The following is a 20458-nucleotide window of genomic DNA, read 5'->3' on the forward strand; positions in this document are numbered from 1 at the left end:
GGAAGGAATAGACAATGAATTATGAACGAATCCCTTTTGAGGGCAGTACTGCATATGTGGATACCTATTTTTTAGATAATTCTTCTGAGATGGTGGAGGAAAGGAAAAGACCGCTAGTAATTATTTGTCCAGGCGGGGGCTATGAAATGACTTCAGATCGTGAATCGGAGCCTGTAGCAATCCGTATGCTTAGTTTGGGCTTTCACGCAATGGTTTTACGCTATAGTGTGGCGCCTAGTCGTTTTCCAGAAAGCTTAGTACAATTGGCAAAAACAGTAAAAATGGCTCGTGAACAGGCAGAAGAATGGGGAGTCGACACTGAAAAAATCATTGTTGCAGGATTTTCTGCAGGGGGACATTTGGCTGCCAGTTTAGGTGTTTTTTGGCAAGAAACATTTCTTAAAGAATATTTGGAAGGAGAAAATACGCAGTGGCAGCCCAATGCACTACTGTTGAATTATCCAGTGATTACCTCGGGAACCTATGCACACGAAGGGTCATTTCGTTCTTTACTGGGCGAGGAATATGAGGAGAAAAAAGACTTTCTCTCACTGGAAAAACAAGTAAGTCGCTCTACACCACAGACCTTTTTATGGCATACGCTTGAAGATGGGGCAGTGCCAATGGAAAATAGCCTGAGCTTTGCGCAAAGCTTACGTGCCAATGAAGTCTCATTTGAGCTTCATCTGTTTCCTAAAGGTGGTCATGGTCTTAGCTTAGGAACAAGTGAAACTAGTCTAAGTAATGGGTATGGAATTCAAGAAGAAATCACTGTCTGGCCAGACTTGTTTGCTACATGGGTGAAAAATAATTTATAGAAATAAAAACCAGCTAGCTGCTGATTGTTGTAAAGAAAACAGTCTGCAGCTGGCTGGTTTTTTAATAATCTGCTTTTGAGCTATTTCTTTCTTCGTTTGAGCCATCGATAAAAGAGTTCAAACAAGAAAAAAAGTGCAGAAAAAGCAGCAAAAGCATAGACAAGGGCACTCAACCAAGCAAAAGCTTTCAGGTTTAACAGGTCGGTTCCTCTAAGCAAGATTGAAGTGCCGATAATTAAAGAGGCAAGAATAAGCCCAATTAAGAAGCGATTCATCAAATTTTCAAATCGACTAACCAAACGTTCCTGTTCTTTCAATGAGATAGTGACCTTGGTTTTTCCTGAAGAAAAAGTATCCAATGTATCGACTGCTTTTTCAGGGATTTTTGGCATAGATTTTAATGCAGAAAGGAGATCTAGCCCGCCTTGCATCAGCTCTTCTTTGATATTCATTCTTTGAAGAAAATAACGTTGGGCAAATGGAGCGGCTACTTCCATCATGGACAGTTCGGGATTTAATTCTTCAATAACTCCTTCAAGTGTTCCAAATGCTTTTACCAGCATGGTGACTGTTTGATCGATTTGCAGATGATTATTATGACAAATCATAACGACCTGATAGAAGAGTTTTTGAAGATCAATTTCTTTAATAGGTAAATCGTAGTAGGTCTCTAAAAACGTCTCCAACTCGGAATAATAATTTCCTTCATCAAACGACCCCTCTTGGTTGCACAGCTGAAGAACTGCTTTTCCAATTCGTTTTGAATCTTTACTGTATAAAGCAATCAAAGCTGTGCTGAGTTTTCCTCGCAGAGTTTCACTAATTGTGCCCATCATGCCAAAATCTAAGTAGATAACTTCATAGTCAGGGGTGAAGTCTTCTGTCGAGTCATTTGAAGAAGCAGATGAGGGCTGTTTTTTCTCCGTATCAAGAGTCTCTTCCGGAAGATGTAAGAAAATGTTTCCTGGATGAGGATCTGCATGGAAAAATCCATCTTCAAATACTTGTTTAATAAAATTATCAACTAATAGACTGCTGATTTCTTTTTTCAGTGTGTGATTTGTTACCTGATTGTAAGCAATTTCTCTATTATCTGCACCCAATAAATATTTGAGACTTTTTCCTTCCATGAATTCCATAACTAAGATTTTTTTCGTCGAAAATTCTTCATACATTTTTGGTGTTTTGATTTGTCTCCAATGATTATTTTTCTCGAAAAAATGCTTACCACTTTGACATTCTTTCAAAAAATTTAATTCATCATCTAGTGAGCGGCGGACTTCTTTTAATACACTATTCAAATCAACGACATTTGATTCAGGAATATAGTTTATCAGAGGAATCGCTTTTTCAAAAAGAGCCAAATCTAATTCAATCGCTTCTCGTATTCCTGGATGCTGGACTTTTATTACGACCGACTCTTTGTTCTTCAAAATGGCTTTGTGGGCTTGACCAATGGAAGCAGATGCAAAAGGTTCTTCATCAATGGAGTCAAAAATATCTGTGAGAGAAAGCTCCAGCTCTTGTTCGATGATCTCTTTTACAATAGAATAAGGGTCACTTTTTACATTGTCTTGTAATGTTTTTAAGGTATTAATGTAGCTTGGACTTAGTAAATCTGTACGAACAGACAGCATTTGTCCAATTTTAATAAAGGTTGGTCCCAATTCTTCAAAGGCTTTTCTTACCTCAAGGGGATTTTTTTGCTGGCTGAAATTTCTAATCACGTCATGAGCTAGAAACACTTGGATAATTTCTTTTAACCGCGCACTTTTTGTTTTTTTCTTTGGATTTGTTTCAGTCATTTGTTTCATCTGCCTTTCTAAAGAAGGTCGGGACAACTTATTTTTTGTTCCAATCTCCATTAAGATTTATCGTGTCCATCAGGTTCTAGTCTGTTATAAAAAACAAAGTCAAGATAGAGTTCGTATGGTGAGTCTAGGAAAGCTAGAGTCACTATTATAGTACTGCCTATTTTCTTATCTTACAAATAATAGTCGAGAGCATTTATTTAAGAGAGCAATATTCAGGAATTTCTTAGATGAAAATTGGGAAGAAAGCCTTCTCATAATCAGATAGAATAAAGACATCAAATAAAGAATTAACAGGAGGAAACAGATGACATTAAAGGTTGGAATTATTGGATGCGGTGGGATTGCTAATGGAAAGCACATGCCTTCATTATCAAAAGTAAAAGAAGTAGAGATGGTAGCGTTTTGCGATTTAATCGTTGAACGTGCGGAAAAAGCAAAGAGTGACTATGGAACAGAATCAGCGAAAGTCTATACAGATTTTAAGGAAATGTTAGCGGATTCAGATTTGGATGTAGTCCATGTGTGTACACCAAACTCTTCACATTCAGAATTGACTGTCGCAGCATTGGAAGCAGATTGTCATGTGATGTGCGAGAAGCCAATGGCAAAAACGTCGAAAGAAGCAAAAGCGATGATTGAAGCGGCAAACAGAACAGGTAAAAAATTAACAATCGGCTATCAAAATCGTTTTCGAACAGACTCACGTTATCTTCATGAGGTTTGTGAAGATGGTGAACTTGGAAATATTTATTTTGGGAAAGCACATGCGATTCGTCGTCGAGCAGTTCCAACATGGGGCGTCTTTCTTGATGAAGAAGCCCAAGGTGGCGGACCTTTGATTGATATTGGTACACATGCACTTGATTTGACTTTATGGATGATGGATAACTATAAACCTAAGTTTGTTGTAGGAAAAGCGTATCACGAATTATCAAAAACGGAAAATGCTGCAAATGCGTGGGGACCTTGGGATCCTAGCAAATTTACCGTAGAAGATTCAGCATTTGGGTATATTGTCATGGAAAACGGAGCCTCTATTTTCTTGGAGTCTAGCTGGGCATTGAATAGTTTAGATGTCAAAGAAGCAAAAACAAGCTTGTACGGCTCTAAAGGTGGGGCTGATATGGACAACGGCTTAACTATCAATGGAGAAAGTCGTGGTCTGCTTTACGAAAAACAAATTGAATTAGAAACAGGCGGTGTTGCTTTTTATGATGGTGAGACACAATCACCAGAACTTCTAGAAGCACATTCTTGGGTACAGGCTATCTTAAATGATACAGAACCTGTAGTAAAACCTGAACAAGCATTGGTTGTAACGGAAATTTTAGAAGCCTTGTATGAGTCCTCAACAACAGGAAAACCTGTCTATATTAAAGGAGAATAAGATGAAACCACAAATTGCTTTACAATTATGGAGTGTCCAAGAAGCCTGCAAAGCAGATTTTTTAGGGACATTAACGAAGCTAAAAGAATTTGGCTATGATGGGATTGAATTTGCAGGATATTATGATCATTCAGCAGATGAAATCTTAGAAATGCTAAAGAAAACAGGTCTTTCAGTAGCAGGATCTCATATTCCTTGGGATCAATTGGACACACAATTAGATGATGTGATGGCATTTGAAAAAACAATTGGCAATACACGAATTGTCTGCCCATATGCAACATTTTCTACAGCGGAGGAATGGGTGGCATTTATTAAACGCATGTCAGAAGTTGCAGCAACGGTTAAAGAAAATGGATTTGAATTTTTCTATCACAATCATGCACATGAATTTAAAGAAGTTCCGACAGAGGATGTATTAGATTGGATGACAAGAGAATCTAAGGACATTCAATTGGAAGTGGATCTTTATTGGCTAAGTGCAGCTGGAAAAGAGGTACCAAAATGGGTCCATGCACATTCTGACTCTATTGGTTTATTTCATATGAAAGATATGAAAAAAGATCCTGAAGAAAGTACGGAGATTGGTTCAGGAATTCTTCCAATGAAGGAATATGTTCAGCTAGCAAAGGAGCTTGCACTTCCATGGCTGATTGTAGAGCAAGAGGCCTTTCAAGCCTATACACCGGTGGAGGCAGCAAAAATTGATTGTCAGGTACTGACGTCTATTGTAGAGGAGTGTTTTCAGTGATTCATGTAACAATATGGAATGAATTTCGTCATGAAAAAACAGATAAAGCCGTTCAAGAAATGTATCCTAAGGGGATTCATGGACAGCTTGCTGAATTTTTGAAAGAAGATTTTACCGTTAAAACAGCAACTTTAGATGAACCTGAACATGGTCTTTCAGAGGAAGTGCTTTCTGAGACAGATGTCCTTTTATGGTGGGGACATGTAGCACACGATGAAGTCAGTGACGAAGTAGTGGCAAGAGTCCATCAACGCGTTTTAGAAGGAATGGGACTGATTGTTTTACACTCAGGACACTTCTCTAAGATTTTTAAAAAATTAATGGGCACGTCCTGCGACTTGAAATGGCGTGAAGATGAGAAGCATGCGCGAGTATGGAATGTAAATCCGAGTCATCCGATTGTTGAAGGGGTAGGGGAATATATTGATTTGGAAAAAGAAGAAATGTATGGCGAGCACTTTGATATTCCAGCCCCGGACGAATTGATTTTTGTTAGTTGGTTCCCAGGTGGCGAGGTCTTTCGTAGTGGTGTTACCTATCGTCGAGGCAATGGGAAGATTTTCTATTTCCAGCCAGGGCACGAAACCTATCCATCTTACTACAATGAAAAAGTACAGCGAGTAATCAAAAATGGTGTCCGCTGGTGTAGGCCAACAGAAAATACGTATCCACATTATGGTCATTTTGAGGCGTTGGAAAAAGAAGAGGAGGAAACAAAATGAAATTAGGTGTATTTACCCCTTTATTTAATAATCTAAGTTTTGAAGAAATGATTGATACAGTGTCAAAAGCAGGATTACAGACTGTTGAGATTGGAACAGGTGGTTCACCGGGTGATGCACATTTATCCATTGATAAGTTATTAGCTAGCAGTGATGAAAGAAAAGAGTATTTAGCAAAATTGGCGGATAAAGGACTTTCTATTTCTGCATTAAGCTGCCATAATAATCCAATTTCACCATTAAAAGAGGTTGCAGCTGAAGCTGATGAGTTGTTGAGAAAAACAATTAAGCTAGCAAGCCTTATGAATGTGCCAGTTGTCAATGGATTTTCTGGCATTTCTGGAGGAAATCCGACAGATACACAGGTAAACTGGCCTGTACTGCCGTGGCCAACGGAATATGATGATAACTATAATTACCAATGGGAGAAAAAATTAATTCCTTATTGGAAAGAAATTAACCATATTTCAGAAGATTCGGGCGTAAAAATTGGGATTGAACTGCATGGCGGGTTCTTGTGCCATACTCCTTACACGATGTTGAAGCTTCGTGAAGCAACTGGAAAGGCAATTGGTTGTAATCTAGATCCAAGTCATCTATGGTGGCAGGGAATTGATCCGGTAGCAGCGATTAAAATTTTAGGAGAGGCAGATGCTATCCATCATTTCCACGCAAAAGATACGTATTTAGACCAAGATAATATCAATATGCATGGATTAACAGATATGCAGCCTTATAGTAATGTGAAGACTCGTGCATGGACATTTCGTTCAGTAGGTTGTGGTCACGATCTGCAAGCTTGGTCAGATATGATTTCAGCACTTCGTATTTATGGTTATGACTATGTTTTAAGTATTGAACATGAAGATCCAATTATGTCAATTGAAGAAGGATTAAATAGAGCAATTACCAACTTGAAGAGTATTATGATTAACGATCAGCCTGCGGAGATGTGGTGGGCATAGAAAGAAGAAGTGAGGATTAGATATGTCAGTAATGAATTTTGCAGTAATTGGCTATGGAGGAATGGGTTCGTATCATGTGCATACAATTATGCCTGAGGAGCTTATTCATGTTAAAGGAACCTATGATTGTTCAAATGAACGACAAGTCATTTCTGAGGAAAAAGGTCACTTTATTTATACAACCTACGAGGAAGTTTTAAACGATCAGGAAATTGAAGCGGTGTTAATTGCCACACCCAATGATAGTCATAAAGAACTAGCGATTAAAGCTCTTCGCGCAGGTAAACACGTTGTGTGTGAAAAACCTGTGACACTAACTACGAAAGAATTTGATGAAATTCTGCTTGTTGCAAAAGAAACAGGAAAAACATTTATGGTTCACCAAAATCGTCGCTGGGACCCAGATTTTCTCATCGTTCGTGAACTCTATAAAAATAAACAAATTGGCGATCTTTTCCAAATAGAATCTAGAGTACAAGGCGCAAATGGTATTCCTGGAGATTGGCGACATCTGAAAGTTCACGGTGGAGGAATGCTGCTTGACTGGGGCGTTCATTTGTTAGATCAGTTGTTGTTTATGATAGACAGCCCTGTAAAAACAGTGGCAGCAGATTTCAGCTATATTTTGGGTGATGAAGTAGACGATGGAGTAGCAGCCTACTTAACATTTGAAGGTGGCGAAAAAGTGATTATGGAGGTTGGAACAACAAACTTCATTAAATTACCACGCTGGTATATCAAAGGAACCGATGGAACAGCAGTTATAGAAGACTGGGATTTGTCTGGAAAAATGATTCAGCCGACTTATGCGCCAGATGTGTTAGCACCTACGCCGATTCAAGCTGGTGTGGGATTAACTAAAACAATGGCACCACCTTCTGAAGAAGCAACAAAAACGTTGGAGCTACCTAAAGCAGAAGCAGAGTACACTGGATTTTATCAGAACTTTTATGATGTGGTTCGTCATCAAGCAGAACCAATCGTTAAAAACGAAGAAGTCTATCGGGTACTAAAATTAATCGAAACAATTTTTGAAGCAGGCGAAACACATCAGGTGTTGCCGTTTGAATAAAGAAAAAGCAGACAGAGCCTAACAGCTTAGTTACGTACAAATCTTCTGGAATTTTGCTAAAGGTTGGGAATAAAAGCAGCTCTTTTTTGTTGCTGCACATCGAGAAAATTTATTTTTCGATGTGCAGTAGCTAATTGGTTCTAGGAGCTGACTTTCTATTCCAACCTATTTTTATAGGTTTTGCCACTTTTCAAGAATTTTTTCTACGACTTCTCCTGAGGATAACTCCGTATTGTTGATATGTAGATAGTTTACATCAGGAAATTGCTGCTGGATTTCATTAGGAAACGAGTTCAAACGATGTTGTTTATGTGTGTCTAAAAGTTCAGATTTTGAAAAATTAATATCCCTTTTAGATGGCTTAGCAAGCAGGCGACTTTCTTCAACATTTCTCTTTAAACGAGTTTCAAGGTTTGCTTCTAGTTCAATGAAATAAACTGCTTCTTTTGCGTTAAGAAAAATACGACTAATTTCCTGTAAGAATTCCACATCCTCCTTCAAATCAAAGGCAATCAGCACGGTAAAAATAATGGACGCAGTTGGATTATGTTCCTTATTTGCTACAAATGCTTGAAACAACTCTTTTCTTGTTCGATCGGATAAGGCAAAAGAATAGTGATTATAGCCGAGGTACGTAGCAAATAAATCAATAGTCTGATGATTAAATAACAATTTAGCATCAATTGTTTCCTCTAATTTCTTTCCCACAGTCATCTTTCCAACCGCTTGAGGACCGATAATTACAAATAAACTCATCTGTTTTTCTCCTTACGAATATAATTTCTACTAGTATAGCAAACTCTACGTTAGTTTGTTTGAAGAATCGACATTTATTTCTGAGGACTATCTAAAAAAATTAAAAAAGTTTCATAAAATGAATGGACGCATATGTAGTCACTGCGCACAGATTATGCTAAAATATGAGAGTAATTAATGAAAAAGCCCGAATTAGTCACGTAAAGGTGAAACAGGAGGAAAATCTTTTGAAGATTATTTTATTATACGGCGGACGTAGTGAAGAGCATGATGTGTCTATTTTATCTGCGTATTCTATTTTAAAGGCTGTCTATTATAACTATTATAAAGTTCAACTAGTATTTATTAGTAAAGAAGGACAATGGGTAGAAGGTCCGCTGCTAACTGAAGCACCAAAAAGTGAAGATATCCTTCATCTAACTTGGGATACAAGTGGCGAACGAACAGAAGGCTTTACAGGGAAAGTAATTCAGCCAGGAGCAATTCAAAAAGATGAAGAGGAAATTATTGTCTTTCCAGTTTTACATGGGCCTAATGGAGAAGATGGAACAATTCAAGGCTTTTTAGAAACAATCAATGTTCCGTATGTCGGAGCAGGTGTTCTAACAAGTGCTTGTGCGATGGATAAAATCATGACAAAATATATTTTGCAAGCTGCAGGAGTCCCACAGGTTCCCTATGTACCTGTACTTGAAAGTCAATGGAAAGAAAATCCTAGAAAAGTATTTGAACAATGTGAAGGCTCGTTATTGTATCCAATGTTTATTAAACCTGCGAATATGGGATCAAGTGTAGGAATCACTCGTGCAGAAAATCGTGAAGAATTACAAAATGGATTAGCAGAGGCTTACCGCTTTGATTCTCGTGCTATTGTGGAACAAGGAATTGAAGCCAGAGAAATTGAAGTAGCGGTGTTAGGAAATGAAGATGTACGAACAACATTGCCGGGCGAGATTGTAAAAGATGTTGCATTTTATGATTACAATTCCAAATATATTGATAATAAAATTACTATGCAAATTCCAGCAGAAATCCCTGAAGATGTTCAGGAAAAAGCGCAAAAATATGCAAAAATTGCCTATAGAATGCTTGGTGGAAGTGGACTGAGTCGCTGTGATTTCTTCTTAACAAATAAAAATGAGCTTTTCTTAAATGAGCTAAATACAATGCCTGGATTTACTCAATTTAGTATGTACCCTGTTCTGTGGGAAAATACTGGCTTAAAATATAGTGATTTAATTGAAGAACTCATTCAATTAGGGATCAATCGTTATAAACAACGCCAAAGTTTTTTTGCACATAAATAAGCGTTTCGGGATGAAGCCTTCGTCAAATTTGACGAAGTGTTTCATCCCTTCATTTTGATAAAAGGTGGGAAAAAAGATGCATCTTACAATAAAAGAAATTCTTCAGGCGACTGGAGGAAATTATGAAGGTCTAACACCTGAGCTGATGATTTCAGGTGTTGAATTTGATAGTCGAAAAATTACGAAAGGTAATTTATTTGTGCCCCTAGCAGGTGCAAGAGACGGGCATGAATTTATTCATCAGGCAATTGAAAATGGGGCTGTGGCAACATTTTGGGCACATCCAATTGAAGAAGCACCCGCAATTGCAGTCATTCAGGTAGATGATCCCTTAGCTGCAATGCAGAAACTTGCTGCTTTTTATTTGGAAAAAGTAGGCGCAGATGTGATTGGTATTACAGGAAGTAACGGGAAAACAACCACCAAGGACATGACAGAGGCAGTTCTTTCACAAAAATTTGTCACGTATAAAACTCAAGGAAATTACAATAATAATATTGGACTGCCATACACGATTTTGCATATGCCTGAAAATACAGAAAAACTAATTCTGGAAATGGGTATGGATCATGCAGATGAAATTACTGAATTATCGCAGCTTTCCAAACCAACTGTTGCTGCTATTACAATGATTGGAGAAGCACATATAGAAAATTTGGGTTCACGTGAAGCAATTGCAAAAGCAAAGATGGAAATAACAGAAGGACTTTCAACGGACGGTTTATTAATTGTTCCTTCAGATGAACCTTTGTTAGTACCACTAACTTCAACACTCCCACAAACAGTTGAGACCTTTGGACTAAAAGAGGCAGATATTACTGCAACAATCCTCTCAGTAGAAAAAGCAAAAACAACGTTTGAGGTGAACGGTCAGCGTTTTACAATTCCAGTTCCGGGAAGCTATAACGTAACGAATGCATTGATTGCCTACCAAATTGGTCAATGGTTTGGGGTATCTATAGAAGAAATAAGACAAGGACTTGCGACCTTTCAACTCACTCAAAATCGAACGCAATGGCTAAAAGCTGGAAACGGGGCAGATATGTTAAGTGACGTGTATAATGCAAATCCAACAGCGATGGGATTAGTTTTAGACACAGTAGCCAACCTTGATGTACCTGGAGAAAAGATTGCTGTGCTAGCTGATATGTTAGAGCTGGGACCGGACTCTAAACAAATGCATGCATCAATGGCAGCGCATTTAGATGACTCATTTTCAAAAGTCTTTCTCTTTGGTTCAGAAATGAACGCCTTACAAGCAGAGCTTGAAAGTCAAAAACCTCAACTAAAAGTCTATTTATTTGAAAAAGGAAAAAAAGCTGAATTGATTGAGGCACTAATAAAAGAAATTAAGCCATCTGATATGGTCGTTTTAAAAGGAAGTAACGGCATGGGGCTGGCAGAAGTTGTGAAAGAATTAGAAAATATGAAATGAAAAGCAATAGAACTTGCTGAAAATAAGAAACTATGCTAGAATTACCTATTGCCGAAAGATGAAGAAATTTAATTGGAACTATCTATATGAGAATAGATTTTTATATTGATAACGAAGCTGAACGAATCCCGTTTGGCTTTTCTAATGCCTGACTTCGTGAAGAGAATTTTTCGGTGGGGTCACAATAGCTGAGAATGCGCGGAACCATTAGTGGCAATTGTAGACAAAGGACTTAGTTTCTCTTCAACAAACGAATCGACGGGAATAGCCAGCAAGCGATTGAATAAATTGCAATAAGCTAAATCCTCAGTCAACAACTATCTTAGGAGGATACCACTTGAAATTTAAAGAACTAAATTTATCACCAGAATTATTATCAGCAGTAGAAAAAGCAGGCTTTGAGGAAGCAACGCCTATCCAAGAAGCAACAATCTCTCTTGCACTAGAAGGAAAAGATGTGATTGGTCAAGCACAAACAGGAACTGGGAAAACAGCTGCGTTTGGTTTACCAATGCTAGAAAAAATTGATACAAATAACCGCGACCTACAAGGATTAGTTATCGCACCTACACGTGAGTTAGCTATCCAAACACAAGAAGAATTGTTCCGTTTAGGTCGAGATAAAAAAATTCGTGTACAAGCTGTATACGGTGGCGCTGACATTGGTCGTCAAATTCGTGGACTAAAAGATCGTCCACACATCGTTGTTGGAACACCTGGTCGTATGCTCGACCATATTAACCGACACACATTGAAGCTTGGTACTGTTCAAACATTAGTCTTAGATGAAGCAGACGAAATGTTAAACATGGGCTTTTTAGAAGATATTGAAAAAATTATCTCTCAAGTTCCTAGTGAACGCCAAACACTATTATTCTCTGCAACAATGCCTCCAGCAATCAAGAGCATTGGTGTGAAATTTATGAAGAATCCTGAACACGTACAAATTAAAGCAAAAGAAATGACAGCAGATTTAATTGATCAGTATTATGTACGTTCAAAAGATTATGAAAAGTTTGATATCATGACTCGTTTGTTAGATGTTCAAACACCTGAATTAACGATTGTTTTTGGTCGTACAAAACGTCGTGTAGATGAATTGGCACGTGGACTTGAAGCACGTGGTTACCGTGCAGAAGGAATTCATGGTGATTTATCACAGCAAAAGCGTATGAGCGTATTACGTTCATTTAAAAATGGACATCTAGATATTTTAGTTGCAACAGACGTCGCGGCACGCGGATTAGATATCTCAGGTGTTACTCATGTCTATAACTATGATATTCCTCAAGACCCTGAAAGCTACGTTCACCGGATTGGTCGTACAGGTCGTGCAGGAAAAGGTGGAATGTCTGTAACATTTGTGACACCAAATGAAATGAGCTACTTACATGTCATCGAAAACTTGACGAAAAAACGTATGACTCCTCTACGTCCACCTTCAGAAAAAGAAGCATTTAAAGGACAATTAGGGGCTGCGATTGAAGAAATTGAGACGAAACTTGATGAGAATGGATTAGATAAATATCTAGCAACTGCAGATGATTTATTAGAAAAATATTCTTCACAAGATTTAGTTGCCTTGTTATTAAAAACTATCTCTAAAGACCCTTCTGATGCTGTTCCAGTTAAAATTACTCCAGAGCGTCCATTACCAGCTAATAAAAAAGGCTTTAACAAAAATGGTAAACGCGGTGGTGGAAATAACAATGGAAATCGTAACCGTAAGGATGGCGGCAGCTATCGTGGAAACAAAAATAGTAAAGGTAGCAGCAACTACAATAACAAGAACAATAATCGTTCATCAAGCGGAAAACGTTCAAATGACAAAAAGCGTGGATTTGTGATTCGTAACAATAACGATTAATCAAATGAAAGCCTCTCATCATTGAGAGAGGCTTTCATTTTTGTTATATATAGGGTTTTGAGTGGTTTTTATGAAATTTTTTGGTAGAATAGGAATATCCTGACTTTGGAGAAAGAAAATTATGATTAAAGGTATTGGTATTGACGCAGTTGAATTAGATAGAATTGAGAAAATTATTAGAGAAAAAAAAAGTTTTACTGCAAGGGTGTTGACAACTAATGAGTTGATGTTGTTTAATGACTTGACGCTACATCGTCAGATTGAATTTTTGGCAGGGCGTTATGCATGTAAAGAAGCTTTTTCAAAAGCCTGGGGCACAGGAATTGGGAAAATCAATTTCCAACAAATTGAAATTCTTAAAAATGAGTTTGGTGCACCTATAGTTACAAAATCTCCGCACCAAGGGAATGTATTTGTTACGATTACACACACAGATACAGTTGCCATTGCCCAAATCTTGTTGGAGGACTGAGAAAGAAGGAATGAAGCATGGTTGTCGCAAATTATCGACCAACAAAAGCGATTATACATACACAAGCGATTCAAGAAAATGTTGCAAATGAAAGAAAACGTCTGCCTAAAGAAACAGAGCTGTTTGCAGTCGTAAAAGCAAACGGATATGGTCATGGAGCAGTTGAAACTGCAAAAGCAGCACTGCGTGGCGGGGCAACAGGATTTTGTGTTGCAGCGCTTGATGAAGGAATTGAGTTGCGAGAAGCAGGGCTTACTGAACCTATCTTAGTGCTTAGTATCGTGGAACCTATGTATAGCGAACTCGCTTTATCCTATGATTTAGCAGTTACTGTAGGGACACAAGAAGGCTTAGAAGAAATTTCAAAAGTTATGGCACATTCCGAAGTAGAAGGATTGTTAAAAATTCATCTAAAAGCAGATACGGGAATGGGGAGAATCGGCTTTTTGTCTTCTGAGGAAATGAATGAAGCGATTCAAACGATGGAACGCTCGAAAAAACTGTTGTGGGAAGGGCTATTTACTCATTTTTCAACTGCGGATCAGTCTGATGATACGTATTGGCAGCATCAATTAGAAAGATTTACAGAGATTCTCCAAGGACTACCCAAGAAGCCTCGCTATATTCATACGAGCAATAGCGCGACTGCACTTTGGCACGATGCGGGGATTGGAAATATGGTTCGTTATGGCGTTGCAATGTATGGGTTAAATCCTTCAGGAAATGTGCTAGAAGCACCTTATCCGTTAAAGCCTGCTTTAGAGCTTGTTTCTTCACTTATTCAAGTGAAAAAGTTACCAAAAGGCGAAGGGATTGGCTACGGAGAAACTTACATCACTCCAGAAGCGGAATGGATTGGGACCGTACCAATTGGTTATGCAGACGGGTGGTTACGAAAAATGCAGGGCTTTCATTTATTAGTTCAAGGAGAGCCGTGTGAGATTGTGGGAAGAGTTTGTATGGATCAGTTAATGATTCGTTTACCTAAAGAATATTCCATAGGCACTAAAGTTACGTTGATTGGTGCAAATAACGGCAAGAGTATTACCATGCAAGAAGTAGCAGATCATTTAGAAACCATTCATTATGAAGTAGCATGTACACTTTCTGCTCGTGTACCTAGAAACTATGAAAAGTAAAGGAGGAGCTCATGGTAAAACGCGGTGATATATATTTTGCAGACCTTTCACCAGTTGTTGGATCAGAGCAAGGTGGAATCAGACCTGTCGTCATTATTCAAAATAATTTAGGAAACCATTTTAGTCCAACCGTCATTGTAGCTGCAATAACAGCTAAGATGGCTAAGCCTAAGTTACCTACTCATATAGGAATAAAAGCAAGTGAGGGTGGAATCGACCGGGATTCTGTTATCTTGCTTGAACAAATACGAACAATTGACAAAAGTCGATTAAAAGAAAAAGTGTGTCATTTAGATGCAAAAATCATGACAAATGTAGATCGTGCTCTTCGGATCAGCGTCGGTATTGAACCTGTTGCGCAAGGATCTAAATCAAGTCATACATAGTCAAATAGATGAATTGTGAGCAGAAGTGATGCTTTTTCTAAACTATTCGTTTTTAAAGGGCTTCATCTATAGCGAGAAGAGCGCTTCTGTTCTCAACTTTTAGTAAGAGTCAAAGAGTTCAACACAAACTTTTTGATAATGTTTCAGCTGTTAAAGCAGAAACAAATGGAACTGGAGAGAAGAAGATGGCTTACCTAGTTATTAGCATTACGACAATTGTCTTTCTTTTTTTTGTTGTGAAAGGAATAAAAAGCTGGCACAATCAAGTAAAGTATCCAATTGAAGAAACTTATGGATTAATTGTTGAAAAATATTCAAAAGAAATCGAAGGAATTCATTCCTATTCAATTGTTTTTCAAGTGCGTGATTGTAACACAGTCTATCAAGTACCACACGAAGTCTATATTCATATAGACGTCCCTGTTAGAGGAGCTCTTCGTCATCAGGGAGAAAAATTTGTATCATTTGAAAAATAAAAACAGAAGCTGACAGCCACCTTCTCCTTTGTTTGAGAAAAAAGTGATGTTGACTTCTGTTTTTTTATCTCTCAGCTACCAGCTTGCTTTTGTCACGCCAGGCAACTGTCCTTTTAACGCTAATTCTCTAAATTGAATTCGGGACATGCCAAATTTTCTCATGTAGCCACGAGGCCGGCCATCAACCAAATCGCGATTTTTGAGACGTGTTGGATTCGCATTTAACGGAAGATTTCTTAGTCCTTCATAATCTTTTTTTGCTTTTAGTTCCAGCCTGATATCGGCATATTGCTCAATGAGCTGTTGCTGCTTTTGAAATTTTGCCATTTTCGATTTTTTCGCCATATTTCTGCTCCTTATTTTTCGTGTCTGGCAAACAAATTGAGTGTAAATCAAAATTATTCCGATTTACTAATTTAATTTATCACTTGATGCAAAAAAATGCAATGAACTTGTTTTAGATAGAGCTATTAAGTAAAAAAATAGAAAAAGAAGACAGGTGGCAGTTTATCGAAAAGATTGTTCGTTCTATTAAGTTCTTCACGTGACAAATTTTTTGTTTTAAAACTGATTTTAACGTACACTAAAGCAAAAGGAGTGTGAGATTTCATGAAACGATTTGCAATAAATGATTATGGAAAAGCAAGTGAAGTATTTGAAGTCATCGATGCACAGCCAAGAGACGTTTCAGAGGAACATATTCGTGTGAACATTGAAGCCTTTGGTATCAACCCTTACGATATTGGTGTTAGGAGTGGAGGAATGAAACAGATTCGTTCCGTAAATTTTCCATACGTTTTAGGTCATGATGGTACAGGAATCGTCACAGAAACTGGCAGCCAAGTAACAGATTTTCAGGTGGGAGATGCGGTCATTATCTATCCTATTTCTGGTACTTATGGAGAAGAGGTTGTTCTACCTGCCAAAAAAGCGGTGAAAAGACCGGAAAGTATGTCAATTTCAGAAGCTGCGGGATTACCTACTGTAGGAATAACTGCCTATAATATCCTTCATCAGCTCTTAAAGGTGGCAAAAGAATCGGTGGTGATGATCCAAGGAGCCTCAGGTGGTGTTGGTTCGATGCTTGTTCAGTTATTAAAGGCAAATGGCAACTACGTGTTAGCGAGTGCCTCTTCTAAAAATGAAGAGCTAGTAAAACATTTGGGAGCAGATGAGTTTGTCGCGTATGATATAGAGGATGCAGGTGTTGTTTTTTCCAATCGTGCAGACATTGTCATTGATGCGACAAAAGGCAGCCGCTCGGCAAAAAGTGGCATGGCCATTCTAAAAGAGAATGGAACGTATGTTGCACTAAACAGTATTCCTGAAGAAAAAGAGCGTACAAAAGAGGGAACGTATATCTTTTTCCAAACAAAGAAAGAGTATCTTGACAAAGAGGCATTTGAGGCGCTAACCACTCTTTATAAAAATAATCAACTAGAAATCAACATTGCTGAGGTTTTACCATTTACACTTGCCAGTGTCATAAAAGCGCATGAAGAAATCGAAGGGCATCCTTCTGCTGGAAAAATAGTGATTCAAAAATAAAGTAAAGATTGAGGATGTGCGATGGATAGACAGACTTGGGACCTATTAAGAGAAAACTTTGAAGAACAAGAATTTATTGGAACAGGTCATTATCGATTACGTGAAATAGGTAATAATCTCTATGAAATGGCGTATCTGGTCTTTGGACCTTGTGGGGATAAAACCTATCATCCACAGATTACTTTGCGTGTAGGAGAGAGAATAGAGCCTTTAAAGATGATTGATACCGAAGTGGTTCCTAATGTGCGCTTGTCTTTTTTAGATGAGCCCGAAAAAGTGCAGCAGGCGTTAGATAAGCTAACCGAACAATTTTTTTATGCGAAAAAATTAGAATAAAAGAAATGCCTGATGAAGGTGTTTCTTTTTTTGTAAATAAAAATAAATAAATGCGCCTTTTTTGATTGTAAGTCATAATCAGTATGCAGAATAAAAAAACAAGAAAAATACCCAAGTAAATGATAAAATGAGTAACAAACGAATAAAAAAATACATTCCAATACTCTTTCTTTAAAAAGCATGGTACATTTAATGAGAGACGAATTTTAATAAATATTTAATATTCATTTTTTGAAAGGGATACCATTTTTGACAGTCTTTCTTGTTTGTCGAAAAACAATCGTTATCCAGTGGGTCTTGATTGCAATCACTAAAAAAAACATGGTAAAGTAATTCAGCTAACTGAAAATGCACGAAGGATGTGTCTGAAATGAATCATATTAAAAATACCTTTAAATTATACATACTAGACTGGAAACGAATTTTTAAAAACCCGATTGCCACTCTTTTAATTATTGCGCTGATGATAATTCCATCATTATATGCGTGGTTTAATATCAAAGCTTTATGGGATCCATATTCAAATACTGGGGAGTTACCCATTGCGGTATACAGTGCCGATCAGCCTACGAGTTTTCAAGGAAAAGAAGTGGCTATAGGTGATGAGGTCATGAAAACTCTTCATACAAACAAGCAGTTAGGCTGGCAGTTTGTGGATTCTAAAAAAGAGTTGGATGAAGGGGTTAAATCTGGAAAATATTATGCAGGTATTTACTTGCCAAAAGATTTTTCAAAAGACCTGTTAAGCTTTACTACAGGAGAAATAAAGAAACCAACCATTGACTATTCAATCAACGAAAAAATAAATGCTATTGCACCAAAGATTGCAGATAAGGGAGCGACTTCTCTGCAAAGCCAGATCACAGATGAATTTATTAAGACAGCAAGCTCTTCTTTAATTAAGGTTTTTAATGAGATTGGGTACGATTTGGACAGTAACCTTGTAAGTATTACAAAAATGAAAAACATGATTCTTTCTACAGATGAAAATTTAGATACGATTGATGGCTACACCAAACAAGTTATTGAGTTAAATAATAAGATGCCTGAGTTGAAAGAAAAGCTGGCAAAAGCCAATGAGTTTGTAGAGTATATTCCTAAAGTAGATGAAATGGGCGAGAAACTCGTTGCCTTGAATGATAAGATGCCTCAAATTAAGGAACAAGCCTCTATTATTTTAACCTTACAGGAAAAGATTCCTGAAATTCAAAATGCGGGAAAACAACTAGCTGAGGTGGATAGCGATTTTGACTCCATCGAACAAACGATGAACGAAGGAATTGATGAAGCAAAATCAGGACTAAAAATTATTCAGCAAGTGCAAACGGCATTGCCGGATATTAAAGAGTTGGGAAATAAAGCCAATGATTTAGCTGGAACAACCAAAGATGGGGCACAACAGTTGAAAGATGCATTACCAACGATTTCAACAAGTGTACAGCTTACACTAGATTCAATCGGAGACGTGGCAACAACGACCTCTTCTTTAGCGGCAACGATTCGAGAAGCAGTCTCAGACAATCAGTTGACTCCTGAAGAAAAGACGGCAATTAAAGAAGCGTTGCAAAATTTCTCAAATAATTTAGCTGCGCAACAAACCGCGCTGACTAACCTAGCACAATTTTTAACAAATTTACAAACAAGTGCAGGCAATTCTGATTTGCAAGGGATTATTGATCAAGTAAACCAAATGAATAGCCATGTGGGCACATTAAAAGATAGAATTGATGATTTATATGGAAAAGTCGATTCATTGAGCGTAGCGGAATTTGAAGCATTTTTACAAAGTATTGAAACAGCTGCTAATCAAGTGGCGAGCGATGTAAATGCAATTAATGTTAGCCAAATTACAGCGACAATTGAAAGTGTCTTAACAAAGTTAATTAGTACCATTGATACAGCGCAAGGACTATTGACAGATGCCCAACAAATCGACTTTGCTTCTCTTTTATCATCTACGGAAAAGACCGTCAGCAATGCGATTGATATTTTAGAGAAATACCAAAAACAATTGCCTGCGATTCGTCAAGAAATCCATGATGCAAACACCATGCTAAATGGTCATATGGATGAGATTGTGAATGGGATTAACAAGGGTGCAGACTTATACAACAATGAATTGCCTATTTTAGAAGAAAAGCTTGGGTTAGCCGCAAACTTCATTAAAAACGACTGGCCTGACTTAGAAAAAGAAATCACTAGCACATTAAAAACAGTGGATGAAAAAATGCCGATGGTTGAAAGTGCCTTAACCAAAGCGACTGACTTAATTAATAATGATTGGCCAAGTATTAAAACAGGAATCCAAAAAGCAGCGAAAGCCATTCGTAAAGGTGAAAGCGAAGTGGATCTTGGTCAAGTTATTAAGTTGTTGAAGCTTGATGCGAATAAAGAAAGTGACTTCTTCACAAAACCTGTGGACCTGCATACAAATGAGCTATACCCAATTGCCAACAACGGTTCAGCAAGCACGCCATTTTACACAGCGCTTTGTTTATGGGTAGGGGCCGTGTTATTTTCAAGTATCGCAACTACGGATTACTTCTTAAAGGAAAAAGACAAACTAAAATACAGCAAACGTGAACAATTCTCTGCACGCATGCTGACTTTCCTAACCATGGGACTAGCACAAGGATTAATCGTTACCTTAGGAAATTACTTCTTGCTTGGAGTAGATGTCCGTCAGCCTGTCTATAGTGTTCTTTTTGGCTTATTAATTGCCTTGTCCTTTATGATGATGGTCTACGTACTTGTGGCACTCTTTGGAAATGTCGGAAAAGGGATTGCAATCATTATCCTTGTATTGTCTATCTCAGGTGGTGGCGGAAACTACCCAATTCAAGTTTCTGGGAAGTTCTTCCAAATGATTAACCCCTTCTTGCCATTTACCCATGCAGTAAACCTTCTGAGGGAATCTGCAGGAGGAATCTATTGGCCAAATGCAACAAAGGATATCTGGATTATGTTTCTTCTAATGATTGTCTTTGGCATAGTTGGTACATGGCTCTATCCTTATATTGAAGTACAAACGAAGAAATTAACGAAAGTCTCTCATGAAAGTCATATTTTCCATTAATTCAATTGAATAGAGCATCCCTTGAATATTCATCGATAAGATAAATATTCAAGGGGTTTTTTGTATTCGTAAAAAAATTAACTAGACGAAAGAACATATGTTCGATAAAATGAAAGTGGAAAGCGGGAGGT

19 protein-coding genes are annotated in these 20458 nt (G+C 37.7%); 16 read left to right on the forward strand and 3 right to left on the reverse strand.

The features are described 5' to 3' along the window. The first annotated feature begins 14 nt into the window (after positions 1-14). Positions 15-818, forward strand: a complete 804-nt coding sequence (locus tag I589_RS02910) for an alpha/beta hydrolase (protein ID WP_010769626.1) — start codon at positions 15-17, stop codon at positions 816-818. Positions 819-898: 80 nt separating this feature from the next. On the opposite strand, the gene I589_RS02915 is transcribed toward I589_RS02910, so the two are convergent. Further along, positions 899-2623, reverse strand: coding sequence for an ABC1 kinase family protein (locus I589_RS02915; RefSeq protein WP_034684620.1), 1725 nt, complete (start codon positions 2621-2623; stop codon positions 899-901). Positions 2624-2936: 313 nt separating this feature from the next. On the opposite strand from I589_RS02915, the gene I589_RS02920 reads away from it, so the two are divergent. The 5 genes from I589_RS02920 to I589_RS02940 are packed head-to-tail and all read left to right on the forward strand — an operon-like array spanning position 2937 to position 7529. Then, the gene (locus I589_RS02920) at positions 2937-4019 is read left to right on the forward strand and encodes a Gfo/Idh/MocA family protein (RefSeq protein WP_010769624.1); all 1083 of its coding nucleotides are present in this window, start codon (positions 2937-2939) and stop codon (positions 4017-4019) included. A 1-nt stretch (position 4020) separates the two neighbouring features. Beyond that, positions 4021-4770, forward strand: a complete 750-nt coding sequence (locus I589_RS02925) for a sugar phosphate isomerase/epimerase family protein (protein ID WP_010769623.1) — start codon at positions 4021-4023, stop codon at positions 4768-4770. Then, positions 4767-5492, forward strand: coding sequence for a ThuA domain-containing protein (locus I589_RS02930; RefSeq protein WP_010769622.1), 726 nt, complete (start codon positions 4767-4769; stop codon positions 5490-5492). Before I589_RS02925 ends, I589_RS02930 begins: the two co-directional genes overlap by 4 nt. Then, positions 5489-6457 (forward strand): sugar phosphate isomerase/epimerase family protein, encoded by a 969-nt coding sequence (locus I589_RS02935; RefSeq protein WP_010769621.1) that lies wholly within the window; start codon positions 5489-5491, stop codon positions 6455-6457. Before I589_RS02930 ends, I589_RS02935 begins: the two co-directional genes overlap by 4 nt. Positions 6458-6479: 22 nt before the next feature. Next, on the forward strand, positions 6480-7529 hold the full coding sequence (locus I589_RS02940; protein WP_010769620.1) for a Gfo/Idh/MocA family protein: 1050 nt from the start codon (positions 6480-6482) through the stop codon (positions 7527-7529). Between the two features lie 171 nt (positions 7530-7700). Here the strand turns inward: I589_RS02940 and I589_RS02945 are convergent, their stop codons facing one another. Beyond that, positions 7701-8285, reverse strand: coding sequence for a hypothetical protein (locus I589_RS02945; RefSeq protein ID WP_010769619.1), 585 nt, complete (start codon positions 8283-8285; stop codon positions 7701-7703). Between the two features lie 227 nt (positions 8286-8512). On the opposite strand from I589_RS02945, the gene I589_RS02950 reads away from it, so the two are divergent. The 7 genes from I589_RS02950 to I589_RS02980 all read left to right on the forward strand — a co-directional run bounded on the left by I589_RS02950 (position 8513) and on the right by I589_RS02980 (position 15367). Further along, a complete protein-coding gene (locus tag I589_RS02950) occupies positions 8513-9592 on the forward strand; it encodes a D-alanine--D-alanine ligase (protein WP_010769618.1) in 1080 nt (359 codons plus the stop codon). A 76-nt stretch (positions 9593-9668) separates the two neighbouring features. Continuing rightward, on the forward strand, positions 9669-11027 hold the full coding sequence (locus tag I589_RS02955) for a UDP-N-acetylmuramoyl-tripeptide--D-alanyl-D-alanine ligase (protein WP_010769617.1): 1359 nt from the start codon (positions 9669-9671) through the stop codon (positions 11025-11027). Positions 11028-11364: 337 nt separating this feature from the next. Beyond that, positions 11365-12894, forward strand: coding sequence for a degradosome RNA helicase CshA (cshA, locus tag I589_RS02960; RefSeq protein ID WP_010769616.1), 1530 nt, complete (start codon positions 11365-11367; stop codon positions 12892-12894). Positions 12895-13015: 121 nt separating this feature from the next. After that, complete coding sequence (gene acpS, locus I589_RS02965) at positions 13016-13366, forward strand: holo-ACP synthase (protein ID WP_010769615.1); 351 nt, start codon at positions 13016-13018, stop codon at positions 13364-13366. 17 nt (positions 13367-13383) lie between these two features. Beyond that, positions 13384-14505: an alanine racemase gene (gene alr / locus I589_RS02970; RefSeq protein WP_010769614.1), complete on the forward strand. Its 1122-nt coding sequence runs from the start codon at positions 13384-13386 to the stop codon at positions 14503-14505. A gap of 11 nt (positions 14506-14516) precedes the next feature. Then, a complete protein-coding gene (locus I589_RS02975; RefSeq protein WP_010769613.1) occupies positions 14517-14891 on the forward strand; it encodes a type II toxin-antitoxin system PemK/MazF family toxin in 375 nt (124 codons plus the stop codon). Positions 14892-15076: 185 nt separating this feature from the next. Next, positions 15077-15367, forward strand: a complete 291-nt coding sequence (locus I589_RS02980; protein WP_010769612.1) for a DUF2500 family protein — start codon at positions 15077-15079, stop codon at positions 15365-15367. Positions 15368-15442: 75 nt separating this feature from the next. On the opposite strand, the gene rpsN is transcribed toward I589_RS02980, so the two are convergent. Beyond that, positions 15443-15712 carry a 30S ribosomal protein S14 gene (gene rpsN / locus I589_RS02985; protein WP_010769611.1) on the reverse strand — a complete coding sequence of 90 codons (270 nt, stop codon included), beginning with the start codon at positions 15710-15712 and terminating at the stop codon, positions 15443-15445. A gap of 264 nt (positions 15713-15976) precedes the next feature. On the opposite strand from rpsN, the gene I589_RS02990 reads away from it, so the two are divergent. The 3 genes from I589_RS02990 (at position 15977) to I589_RS03000 (ending at position 20327) form a co-directional block, all read left to right on the forward strand. Continuing rightward, positions 15977-16915 carry an NADP-dependent oxidoreductase gene (locus tag I589_RS02990; protein WP_010769610.1) on the forward strand — a complete coding sequence of 313 codons (939 nt, stop codon included), beginning with the start codon at positions 15977-15979 and terminating at the stop codon, positions 16913-16915. A 21-nt stretch (positions 16916-16936) separates the two neighbouring features. After that, on the forward strand, positions 16937-17251 hold the full coding sequence (locus tag I589_RS02995; protein ID WP_010769609.1) for a hypothetical protein: 315 nt from the start codon (positions 16937-16939) through the stop codon (positions 17249-17251). 370 nt (positions 17252-17621) lie between these two features. Then, the gene (locus I589_RS03000) at positions 17622-20327 is read left to right on the forward strand and encodes a YhgE/Pip domain-containing protein (protein ID WP_010769608.1); all 2706 of its coding nucleotides are present in this window, start codon (positions 17622-17624) and stop codon (positions 20325-20327) included. The last annotated feature ends 131 nt before the right edge of the window (positions 20328-20458 follow it).

Source organism: Enterococcus phoeniculicola ATCC BAA-412, assembly GCF_000407505.1.
In the GTDB taxonomy this organism is placed as follows: domain Bacteria; phylum Bacillota; class Bacilli; order Lactobacillales; family Enterococcaceae; genus Enterococcus_K; species Enterococcus_K phoeniculicola.